This window comes from Flavitalea antarctica (assembly GCF_054461535.1).
This window is the reverse complement of sequence record NZ_JBTLQG010000093.1, coordinates 1-789: the sequence shown is the minus strand read 5'-3', so window position 1 is coordinate 789 and position 789 is coordinate 1. Positions and strand designations below refer to the sequence as shown.

Here is a 789-nt window from a genome sequence, read left to right as displayed (position 1 = left end):
TCAGCAACAGTTGACTTTGCCGGTTCACAAGCAACTTGAATCCCATGACCTCATTGCACAATTAATCCAAGGTGAGCAGTTAAGTCGCCAGCAAGAAAAAACCACCTACTATCTTAGACTTGCGAAACTACGCATAGCTGCTATCCTTGAGCAGATCAACTGCTCCGCAGCGCGGAACCTTACTAAGCAGCAACTTGCAAGTTTGTTAGAAGGCAATTATATAAATCAAGGAGAAAACATTCTTGTTTCCGGATCAACCGGATCAGGAAAAAGTTATCTCGCTTGCGCTCTTGGATACCAGGCATGCTTGCAGGGGGAAAAAACTACTTACTTTAGTATGAACCGGTTTATCGAAAAAATTACTTTATCAAAATTAGATGGAAGTTATATAAAACTACTCAACCATCTTGAACGACAAGCCTTGATAATCCTTGATGACTTTGGACTGCAACCAATGCAACAAGATGTAAAGCTGGCCTTGCTCCAAATACTTGAAGAAAGGCACGGAAAAAAAGCAACAATGATTACGTCGCAGCTACCGGTCAGTGCCTGGTATAATTACATAAATGAACCAACAGTTGCTGACGCTATTATGGACAGATTGACAGCTAATGCACACCGGATAGAACTTAAAGGTGAATCCTTACGAAGAAAAAAATAACAAAGTATCCTACAGGTTAAATATTTTTGACGCCTCGGCAATAGCTCTTTCTCTTACTACCTAGATTGTATCTAAGGGTGGGGTCAACATCCCCCGGAACACTGGGGTCAAGTTCGCCGGAATATACA

Annotated in this window: 1 protein-coding gene; it reads left to right on the top strand. The window is 41.6% G+C overall.

Translation table 11 applies throughout. The features are described 5' to 3' along the window. The coding region (gene istB, locus ACX0G7_RS27325) for an IS21-like element helper ATPase IstB (protein WP_458926723.1) at positions 1-661 on the top strand (661 nt) is incomplete at its 5' end. Positions 662-789: the final 128 nt, after the last annotated feature.